Source organism: Polynucleobacter sp. 39-46-10, assembly GCF_002282275.1.
The window spans coordinates 1-9,647 of sequence record NZ_NCJB01000175.1 but is presented as its reverse complement, the minus strand read 5'-3'; the positions used below and the strand labels follow the sequence as shown (position 1 = coordinate 9,647).

The following is a 9,647-nucleotide window of genomic DNA, read 5'->3' as shown; positions in this document are numbered from 1 at the left end:
TCAAATGGTCAAAATAGTCAATCGTGTACGAACCATGGATGCGCCACCCCCACCTCCCACCCCTGAAGATATTGTGCTTTTGCGGGAAATTCGTGACAGTCTTAAGAAATAAGCTCTTCCCTTAATGACAACGATGCTCCATCGCCTTTGGCTCCTATTTGCACAATCAGTCACAGTTTTTTTGGCTGTATGGCTGGTTGTAGCGACCCTTAAGCCTAGCTGGCTTGGTGGGGCGCAGATCAACTCATTTGTTGAAAAAGTTTCCTTAAGAGAGTCTTTAAATGATGGCAGGCTTAGCCCGGGGTCTTACCATGAAGCGGTTAGAGACTCGATGCCGGCAGTAGTCAACATCTTTACCAGTAAAAAAGAGTCAATCACCAATTCAAAAAAAAATGGCAATCCAAATTCACCGGATCCATTCTTCAACTTCTTCTTTGGCGAAAAAGCGCCCAAGGAAGATCCACGATTCAGCCTAGGCTCAGGCGTTCTTGTAAGTCCAGAAGGCATCATTCTGACTAATCACCACGTGATTAGTGATGCCGATGAAATTGATATTGCCTTGGCTGATGGTCGCAAATTCAAAGCTCAACTCATTGGTAGCGATCCTGATACAGATATAGCTGTACTCAAGATTGAGCCCAAACAACTACCCGCCCCAATCACTCTCGGACAAATTGAATCAGTTCACGTAGGAGATGTAGTACTAGCCATTGGAAATCCCTTTGGTGTTGGGCAAACCGTCACCTCTGGAATTGTTTCTGCATTAGGCAGAGATCATGTTGGCATCAATACCTTTGAAAATTTTATTCAAACGGATGCGGCAATTAACCCGGGGAATTCTGGTGGGGCGCTGATCGACACGAGAGGCAGTCTGATTGGCATCAATACGGCGATTTATTCCAACAACGGTGGATCAATGGGAATTGGCTTTGCTATCCCGGTCAACCTAGCTAAACAAGTCATGGAATCAATACTGACTAATGGCAGTGTCACACGCGGCTGGATTGGTGTTGAACCCCAAAATATTTCAAAGGAATTAGCTCAATCCTTAAACCTACCAAGCAATACTTCTGGAGTGCTAATAGCAGGTGTGCTCGAGGGTGGTCCGGCAGATCGGGCAGGCATAAAGCCGGGAGATATCTTGATAAAAGTAAATGGGCAAGAGATCAAAGATGTTAGACAGCTCTTAAATCAAGTCGCTAAACAACGTCCTGGCATGGAAATGCATATTGAGGTCTTGAGAAAAGGCAAAGAGCTAAACTTGGTAATCAAGATTGGTAAAAGGCCTAAATCCTCATAGCAAATTAAAAACCGTTATTTAATTTGCTATGAGGATTTATAGTGGCACTCTAAATTGCGCAATTTATATTTGATTATGCGCCGCCACCTGGCTGACATACTAATGGCCACATCCAAGTTGGCCCCTTATCTACGCTAGGATTACATGCTTGACCTATCGAAGAGGTTGAACTTGCAAGGCAACCACTCAATGCAAGATTCATCAGAACAACAATAGCGACAATTCGTAAATACCGCATATTAACCTCCCAAATAATAAGTTTGTATTGCTAAAAGCATGAAAGATGAGGTGCTGAAAAAAACCCACCGTGTTTCCACGATGGGTTAATTTAATACCAAACTAATTTGTAACTAGCCTAAGCTAGTGCTAAATTAGAAAGTGTGACGTACGCCAAGTGCGTAGTTATTTGCACCGCTAGAAGGCTGAGTAGCCAAGCTAGAGCTTGATTGTTGTGTTGAGCCAAAAATTGCATACAAGTTAGTACGCTTGCTCAACCAGTAGTTTGAACCCAACTGGTAGCCAGTAAAGTTAACAGTCTCAGCTTGAATTGAGTCAAAACGACCTGTACCGCCTGATGCCCAAGCTTCGATCTTTGGAGTAATAAAGCTACGAACACCAATCTGCTGTGCAGAACGTTGTAAGTAAACATTAGGAGTAATCTCAGAAGTTACCTTACGGTTAATGTACTGAGCGTATGCCTTGAGAATACCAAAGTCGTAAGTAGCAGCATAGTACTGTTGGTTGTCTTGAACGTTACTTGCAGTGGACTGGGCTGTCCAAGGTGTAAAGAGGGCAGCAGCAGATGTTGTGGCAGTTGGCTGATTAGCCTTAAGTGATTGATAGTTTGCAGTAACTAACAGCTTTTGCCAGTTGTAGTTAATACCAACACCCCAACCATTTTTGTCATTCTGACCACCTGAAGTTGCATTGTTCTGAGTATTATCCTGGTTAGCCATTGTGTAGAAAGCTGTACCTTGGAATCCGGCGAATTTATCAGTTTGTACCTTCAACATATTGTTGGTACGAACTGTATATCCACCAGTGTTGGTTGCATCTTGGTTGGTACCTGCAATAGCAGAGTTGCTACCAACTGTATTGCCGTTGTTACCTGGAGCGATTGGATAAATTACGTTACCAACCATGTTGTTTTGCTGACCAGGATCAGTTGCACCAACTGCAGTGTGAATTACTGTGTACTGAGTACCGATTGCTACGTTACCAGTGCCTTTTTTAGACACACCAACAAATGCTTGACGGTTTGTGCCACCAGTTGTAGCTGCTGCTGAGTTTGGAGTTACCGCTAATTCAACGGTAAAGAAAGCGGCCATACCGCCACCCAAATCTTCATTGCCTTTAAAACCCAAACGGCTTGTAGACTCAGCTGAAGAACCAAATGAGTTGTAAGTTGCTTTTTGTGTGTTGCCGTAAACAGTCACTGATGACTGAGCTTGAGCTGCGCCAGCAAATGCTGTCATTGCTGCAACTGCTAATAGCGATTTTTTCATTCTTTAAATCTCCATAAAAATTGTCAAGAATGTGCACATCACTAACTTGCTCCATTAACACCGCATTACTTGCCCATTAGTTTGAGTGTCGCTGTCGCACACTGGGGACTGTGCGACAAAGTGCAAACGTTTTTCTAAAACGTGTTTGCTTTTTATAACAGTGGTAAATGATTTTGAAATGGTAGAGTTTTGGTGTACAAAAATTTGCGGAAAAATATACTGGTCGCATAACTTGGTGTGCGACAGTACGCTTGCAATATGCAATCCAAATCGGCAAACGACGAATTCTTTTACGCGAAACGTTGTCGCACGCTTCCAATCTTGCACACTATTACCTATGTGCCCAGTTATCCAAACAAGTTACGTATCTTTTTGACCAATGCAAGTAGCTACTGGCAAGTGCGCTGTTACTTTGATAACAAGACAGTGATACGTAGTTTGCGCACAACCAGTAAGCGACACGCTTTGCAACTGGCTAAATTATTTTATGAACAGCGTTTAATAGATACAGGCGTAATTGCACAAGGTGCTGTTGCAAACACACAAGATTTATCAGTCAACAACGTTGCCAACATCATGCTTGCTAATGAAACAGCACGTGTCAAGCGTGACGAGATTACCAACGGCACATACGTCATGCTGGTGTCACGCATACGCAAGTGGGTATTGCCGTATTTTGGGGCTGTGCAAGTTGCTGACATCAAACACACTGACATAGAACGCTTCTTGTATTTTCTAAGTGACAAACAATACAAGTCCATGACCATTACACAATACTTAAATGCGCTACACAAAGTATTGGAGTGCGCATTTAAACATGGTTGGATTGAAAAAATACCCACATTCCCCAAACTTAAATCATCTAGCACGCCACGTGGCGGATTTAGTGTTACAGAGTATCGTGCGCTACTGCGTGCCAGCAAACGATTAGCAAACCAAGTGTGTGACCCAATCAAAGTCACACATCGCACCAAACACAATAACTTGTTTGCACCAGACGCTAATATTCCACGCGAAATGACTTGGTTAATTGGTTTTATGGTTAACAGTTTTGTACGACCAGTTGATATGAAACTAATGCAACATAAGCATATTGAAGTGATACGTAATGGTCACATCTACTTGCGTTTAACCATTCCTGAAACCAAGCGTCACTCTGCACCAGTTATTACATTGCAATCTGCTGTACGCATATATGAACATCTGCGTAGTTATTACGACCAGCAAGGTTTGGCAACTGCAGATGACTATTTGTTTTTACCGCAGATTAAAGACCGTGCTGCTGCAATGCAATTGATTGACAAGTATTTCGTAAAGATACTGCTTGCAACAGGATTACGATTTGGCGCACTTGGACAGCGACGCACATTGTATTCGTTACGACACACAGCAATTACATATAGGTTGTTATACGGACGTGGAATTGATTTACTGACACTGGCGCGTAATGCACGTACAAGCGTGGAAATGATTGAACGCTTTTACGCAAGTCAACTTACACCAGAAATGAATGTGGGTATGTTGCACAGCAGAAGATAATTCATAGCGTTTGTACCTATTACACTTGTTAAGATTTAATTTATATTTTCTAATATTGATAACAATTCTGTAATCAATAACTAAATGGGGAATGATATGACTGAAATGACTTCATCTTCGCAATCTGCTAGCGACCAATTAGCAGCAGCACAAAAGGCACAAGCCGAACTCAATGCAAAGATTGAAGCATTGTTGACGCAAACACGTGAAGAAGATTTGGCAACTGTGAAAAGATTGATTACAACGCACAGTTTTAGTGCAACTGACTTGCGCAGCGTCATGAAAGCCAAATCATCACGTTCTGCACCCCGCAAAAGCACTAGTCGACGCAGAAAAGTTTAAACAGCATGCACAGCGTACATTGCAGTACGCTGTGTTGTTTGACTTACGCGCCATCAAATGCAGTAGCAGCATTGATGATAGCCAGTACATACATCAACTTACTTACAATGCGTTGCGTGATATTCCTTTTCGCTTAATCAATGATACGGAGTACGCATCATTACGCTTAATCAAAGCTGCACTGGTATCTGTGATTGCACAGCGTGCTGTGCCAAAACAAAAAATGCTTGCGGCATTGGGAAATGAGTGTTATTTGGAATATCTACAAAGCTACGACTGGGATATGTCACATGTAGAAAGTGATTGGAGCACAACAGAAAGCATGCCCAGTGTTTTGTATGATTACATGCAGTATGTAAAAGACGGTGACAAATATACTCGTCTTGCTAACTTGTTTCGTCGTTCTATTAAACGCGATGCTAATGGCAAAACAGCATTTCAGCGCATGGAAACAAAAGCAGAATCTTGCTACGAAGAAGCAGTCATGCTGATCACTAATGCAATTGATACTAATCCGCTACGTAATCCCATGCCTGATGCACAACAATCACATGAAATACAACGTTGGTTAGATCGTGACGTCAATTGTGAACTGGGTTTTGAGCCTGATGCTTGCATTACAGGTGTTCCGCGCATTCGTGGGAGTAAAAGTAAATTTGCACAGACATCTTTTGCACCTGCAGTTGGTCAGCGACTGCGGCAATATTGGCGACAACGAGAAGCATTGGTACAAGTTGCGCTGGAGTTACTGTACAGTCAAGAACACATTGCAGATGCCAATGATCATGGTTTGGAGCGTTCTGTTGAAATGCTCAAAGAACGACTTGCAGCACTGAAGTTACGCACTTAGTTAAGCCACCTGCAAACTAAAACAGTCTACGGCACGTCGTTTTTGCTCGTCATTCACCGTAACATAACGATTGGTGGTGGCAATGTTCTTGTGTCCCGCTAAACTGGCAAGTACAAACACACTGATGCCCGAATTACTCAAGTTGGTAATGAATGTACGTCTACCTGAATGGCTGCTAGCACCAAATACCCGTGCACGACGGTACAAGTAATGAAAGTGCTGGGTCAGTGTGGAAGCAGTAAATGCATTACGAATACCACGTAGCGTATGAAATAGTGGCATGTCATCACTAATATCACCTTGTGCATAGTTACGTGCTGTCAAGTACAGGCTAAGTTCGCGCTGCAACTGCGTACTGACAAACACCGTACGTGCATGCCCATGCTTGACACGCTGCGCCGATAAAAACACCTGCGTCTTAATGCTACCGTCCGTATTGCGCACATCCCCTACCGTTAATTGCGCGACTTCCGATACGCGAAGCCCTGCTAAGACCGTAAACAAAAACATCAACCGATTACGGGTTGCGTATGTACGTGTAGTGATGTAATTTAAAACTGCATCAATATCTTGCTGGGTGAGTGATTTTGCTTGTGCCATGGGTTTCTCCAAATAATGTGTACGTTTTTAGTATGTATTCTTATGTGGCAGCAGAGCAACCTGAACATGTATGTGGGTTTCATGTCATGCGTTTCTATACAAAACAACTACTTACGCCACTGACCAAAGAGTTTGTGCATTCTATTTGGTCATGTATTTAGCGCAAATTTACATGCACAGGTGTTTTATTCGTGGCATTTAGACGACAGCACATGCAACATATCAAAATAACGCTGTAGCGTGTGCACGTATTCTTGCTGGTGTTGTTTTTTTTGCCGCCCTGATCTGCGTGTATGCAGGTGTTTTGAGGTGTTGCTGCGTAGTGCTGCCAAAAATCAGTTCGTAGTCCTGTATTTTTGTACTGTAGTTTTCGCAGGTGTAGTAGACCTGTAGTGTTGGTGAATTACATCTAACTAGTAATGTGAAAGCAAACTGCGTTTGCTTGTGTCTCGCAAAAACTTCGTTTTCGCTCACACATTCTTTCTGTTGATTAATTGAGAACACGATAAAAGAAAGCCGAAAGCAACGCAGTTGCTTTTGGTGCAGTTAGCTTGACGGAGAATGTTCTGGTCATACAACGGCTATAGCGGAGAAATACTCTGTCGCTAGTAGTCGTTGCATGGTGCTTGACGGTAAAAAGTCCCTGCACACACAGTAGATTGGTTTTTACGGGATAAAGATGTTTTAAACTCCCAACCCATTACACGCATTGGTTTGCGTATGAACGGGAACTGCTTAACCCATGGCATTATCTGCTTATGCGTTGCACCGCAATCTACTGTGTTGATGCAACAAGCCCAGTCTCATTAGCCGTTATATTACAAACTGGTTTTTTGACCTTTCTTTGTGCAGCGTCTATCTGCTGTTTGATACAACTTACGGTTAACCTGTGCGCATATCCGAAATACCGCACAGGCATGTTGCTCACGTAATTTGCTGCGTGACTTGCCAAATGCCATTTTCTGTAAAAACCCATTTAATACCGTGGTGTTGTAAGTGCATAGATAGTGTGCGTGGTACTGAATGGTGATGCGTGCCATTTTTTGCGCTTGCAACAAGCAGGTTTGCAGATCCGTATCAATAAATTGTTTGGCAGTGATGTGTTGCCGTGCAATCCATGCATCCGTTTTGGCGGTATCTTTTTGGGTACGTGCGTTTAGCATGTAAGTTAAATCATCCATGCAAGTATTTAGTGCTGACCAAACATTAGCTAATTAAATGTGATGTGTTATTTGGTGTTTTTGTGCGATTTTGGCGAAATTGATGTGATCAAGCAGATTTCGGTCGCGTAATACACGAAACCGAAACTACAGTTGTGCTGTCAACACAAGCAAAGGAGCAACACACAATGGCAACTACAACAATATCTGCACTCGCCCAACTCAAACTTACTGATGCACGCAAACCACACCCAAGTTCCGCAAGTGGTACAACGCAGAAACAAACTGGCAAAACGGGTTTGGCAACAGATTGAATTGGCTAAAGCGCAAGAACAAGGTACGCAGTTCCGTATCGCCAAGTTCAAGAGTTACACAGATAGTGAAACTGGCTTACGCAAACAAGTGGAGCAACATATCACCGTCAAACCTTGGTGGTTTACAACACAGACTGGAAAGTTGGCAATTAGCGTGCGTTACGGTAGTCGCGTATTGGAACTGGCACGTGGCAAATATGCCGTGGAAGTGGCACAGGCTAAAGATTTAACAGCCACACTAGATGCAATTAAAACTGCTGTACTTGCTGGTGAGCTTGATAGTGCGATTGATGCTGCAGCAACTAAACTGCGCGCGGGTTTTGTGAAATGAACTAAATCACACCGAATTCACTCGGTTTTGCAATGATCTAATGCGCTGACAAGAACCCCAGTTTTAAAGACGAGACACTATGCACGAATGGTTTCTCGTTGCTCGCGTACTCGCACAATAAATATTGTTATGAAACGATTTCGTGCAACTGTCAGAGCAAGCGGTGTTGTAGTAACAACTGTGGTGCATGCAGATAATGTCAACTTTGCGATAAAAATACTGCAATCACTATTTGGCGCAAGTAATGTCATCAGCATTCCTACGGAGATTTAACATGCGCATTGCAGAAGTCATCTCCAACAAACCACCAACACCAGAGCAGCAGCGTATCAAAACTATGCAATCACAGGTTCGGCAAGCACAACAGCGTGTAAAGCAAGAACGTATCCGTCAACAACAGATGAAGCTCAATCAACAACGCAGCAAATTGAACAGCGTGTAGTGAGTTCTGTAAAGAAAAAACCCACCGTGTTTCCACGATGGGTTAATTTAATACCAAACTAATTCGTAACTAGCCTAAGCTAGTGCTAAATTAGAAAGTGTGGCGTACACCAACTGCGTAGTTATTCGCACCGCTAGAGGGCTGAGTAGCCAAGCTAGAGCTTGATTGTTGTGTTGAGCCAAAAATCGCGTATAAGTTAGTACGCTTGCTCAACCAGTAGTTTGAACCCAACTGGTAACCAGTAAAGTTAACTGTCTCAGCTTGAATTGTGTCAAAACGACCTGTACCGCCTGATGCCCAAGCTTCGATCTTTGGAGTAATGAAGCTACGAACACCAATCTGCTGTGCAGAACGTTGGATGTAATTGTTTCCATTTAACTCAGAGGTTACTTTACGGTTAATGTACTGAGCATATGCCTTGAGAATACCAAAGTCGTAAGTAGCAGCATAGTACTGTTGGTTATCTTGAGCGTTGGTTGCTGCAGACTGAGTGCTCCAAATTGCAAAGCTCGTTGAAGTTGGCTGATTAGCCTTAAGTGATTGATAGTTTGCAGTAACTAACAGCTTTTTCCAGTTGTAGTTAATACCAACACCCCAACCATTTTTGTCATTCTGACCGCCTGAAGTTGCAGAGTTCTGAGTATTATCCTGATTAGCCATTGTGTAGAAAGCTGTACCTTGGAATCCAGCAAACTTATCAGACTGAACTTTTAACATGTTGTTAGTTCGTACTGTATATGCACCAGTAACAGTAGAGTCTTGGTTAGTGCCTGCAATGGCAGAGTTGCTACCAACTGTGTTTCCGTTATTACCTGGAGCGATTGGATAAATTACGTCACCAACCATGTTGTTTTGCTGGCCAGCAGAAGTGGCGCCAACTGCTGTGTGAATTACTGTGTACTGAGTACCGATTGCTACGTTACCAGTGCCTTTTTTAGACACACCAACAAATGCTTGACGGTTTGTACCACCAGTTGCAGCACTAGCTGAGTTTGGAGTTACCGCTAGTTCAACGGTGAAAAATGCATTCATACCGCCACCTAAGTCTTCAGTACCTTTGAAACCTAAACGGCTTGTAGACTCAGCTGAAGAACCAAATGAGTTGTAAGTAGATTTTTGCGTGTTGCCAGTTGATGTAAAGCCACGGTTGTTACCGCCGATGTAACCAACGTCCAAAATACCGTAAACAGTCACTGATGACTGAGCTTGAGCTGCGCCAGCAAATGCTGTCATTGCTGCAACTGCTAATAGCGATTTTTTCATT

The 9,647-nt window shown here is 43.0% G+C and carries 12 protein-coding genes and 1 pseudogene; 8 read left to right on the top strand and 5 right to left on the bottom strand.

The genetic code is table 11. The features are described from left to right. Together mscL and B7X71_RS11860 are read left to right on the top strand one after the other, a co-directional pair. Positions 1–112: pseudogene (mscL, locus tag B7X71_RS11865) on the top strand (large conductance mechanosensitive channel protein MscL); the annotation flags it as partial. 21 nt (positions 113–133) lie between these two features. Continuing rightward, positions 134–1,300, top strand: a complete 1,167-nt coding sequence (locus tag B7X71_RS11860) for a Do family serine endopeptidase (protein WP_293600834.1) — start codon at positions 134–136, stop codon at positions 1,298–1,300. Positions 1,301–1,373: 73 nt separating this feature from the next. Here B7X71_RS11860 and B7X71_RS11855 read toward each other — a convergent pair whose 3' ends face one another. Further along, the gene (locus B7X71_RS11855) at positions 1,374–1,538 is read right to left on the bottom strand and encodes a hypothetical protein (protein ID WP_293600833.1); all 165 of its coding nucleotides are present in this window, start codon (positions 1,536–1,538) and stop codon (positions 1,374–1,376) included. Positions 1,539–1,671: 133 nt separating this feature from the next. Continuing rightward, the gene (locus B7X71_RS11850) at positions 1,672–2,805 is read right to left on the bottom strand and encodes a porin (RefSeq protein ID WP_293600832.1); all 1,134 of its coding nucleotides are present in this window, start codon (positions 2,803–2,805) and stop codon (positions 1,672–1,674) included. Between the two features lie 321 nt (positions 2,806–3,126). Here B7X71_RS11850 and B7X71_RS11845 point away from each other — a divergent pair, with 321 nt between their 5' ends. From B7X71_RS11845 to B7X71_RS11835, 3 genes are all read left to right on the top strand, one after another. Next, positions 3,127–4,344, top strand: a complete 1,218-nt coding sequence (locus tag B7X71_RS11845; protein ID WP_293600831.1) for a phage integrase SAM-like domain-containing protein — start codon at positions 3,127–3,129, stop codon at positions 4,342–4,344. A gap of 96 nt (positions 4,345–4,440) precedes the next feature. Beyond that, positions 4,441–4,686 (top strand): hypothetical protein, encoded by a 246-nt coding sequence (locus B7X71_RS11840; RefSeq protein ID WP_280767491.1) that lies wholly within the window; start codon positions 4,441–4,443, stop codon positions 4,684–4,686. A 34-nt stretch (positions 4,687–4,720) separates the two neighbouring features. Continuing rightward, on the top strand, positions 4,721–5,536 hold the full coding sequence (locus B7X71_RS11835) for a hypothetical protein (protein WP_293598770.1): 816 nt from the start codon (positions 4,721–4,723) through the stop codon (positions 5,534–5,536). Here the strand turns inward: B7X71_RS11835 and B7X71_RS11830 are convergent, their stop codons facing one another. Continuing rightward, entirely contained in the window at positions 5,537–6,148 is a 612-nt protein-coding gene (locus B7X71_RS11830) for a site-specific integrase (RefSeq protein ID WP_293600830.1), read from the bottom strand. 806 nt (positions 6,149–6,954) lie between these two features. After that, positions 6,955–7,317: a hypothetical protein gene (locus B7X71_RS11825; RefSeq protein WP_293600829.1), complete on the bottom strand. Its 363-nt coding sequence runs from the start codon at positions 7,315–7,317 to the stop codon at positions 6,955–6,957. A gap of 213 nt (positions 7,318–7,530) precedes the next feature. Between B7X71_RS11825 and B7X71_RS11820 the strand changes: the two genes are divergently transcribed. The 3 genes from B7X71_RS11820 to B7X71_RS11810 all read left to right on the top strand — a co-directional run bounded on the left by B7X71_RS11820 (position 7,531) and on the right by B7X71_RS11810 (position 8,383). Next, positions 7,531–7,941, top strand: coding sequence for a DUF6641 family protein (locus B7X71_RS11820; RefSeq protein ID WP_293600828.1), 411 nt, complete (start codon positions 7,531–7,533; stop codon positions 7,939–7,941). Positions 7,942–8,070: 129 nt separating this feature from the next. Next, positions 8,071–8,214, top strand: coding sequence for a hypothetical protein (locus tag B7X71_RS11815; protein ID WP_293600827.1), 144 nt, complete (start codon positions 8,071–8,073; stop codon positions 8,212–8,214). Position 8,215: 1 nt separating this feature from the next. After that, positions 8,216–8,383 carry a hypothetical protein gene (locus tag B7X71_RS11810; protein WP_293600826.1) on the top strand — a complete coding sequence of 56 codons (168 nt, stop codon included), beginning with the start codon at positions 8,216–8,218 and terminating at the stop codon, positions 8,381–8,383. Positions 8,384–8,473: 90 nt separating this feature from the next. Here B7X71_RS11810 and B7X71_RS11805 read toward each other — a convergent pair. After that, positions 8,474–9,647: porin (locus B7X71_RS11805; RefSeq protein WP_293599849.1), on the bottom strand; the 1,174-nt coding region annotated here is incomplete at its 5' end.

Bases quoted from the DNA above. Each gene is read 5' to 3' on its own strand.
- B7X71_RS11860 (WP_293600834.1), top strand. From the start codon at position 134: ATGCTCCATCGCCTTTGGCTCCTATTTGCACAATCAGTCACAGTTTTT.
- B7X71_RS11855 (WP_293600833.1), bottom strand. From the start codon at position 1,538: ATGCGGTATTTACGAATTGTCGCTATTGTTGTTCTGATGAATCTTGCA.
- B7X71_RS11840 (WP_280767491.1), top strand. From the start codon at position 4,441: ATGACTGAAATGACTTCATCTTCGCAATCTGCTAGCGACCAATTAGCA.
- B7X71_RS11820 (WP_293600828.1), top strand. From the start codon at position 7,531: ATGCACGCAAACCACACCCAAGTTCCGCAAGTGGTACAACGCAGAAAC.
- B7X71_RS11810 (WP_293600826.1), top strand. From the start codon at position 8,216: ATGCGCATTGCAGAAGTCATCTCCAACAAACCACCAACACCAGAGCAG.
- B7X71_RS11815 (WP_293600827.1), top strand. From the start codon at position 8,071: ATGAAACGATTTCGTGCAACTGTCAGAGCAAGCGGTGTTGTAGTAACA.
- B7X71_RS11850 (WP_293600832.1), bottom strand. From the start codon at position 2,805: ATGAAAAAATCGCTATTAGCAGTTGCAGCAATGACAGCATTTGCTGGC.
- B7X71_RS11825 (WP_293600829.1), bottom strand. From the start codon at position 7,317: ATGGATGATTTAACTTACATGCTAAACGCACGTACCCAAAAAGATACC.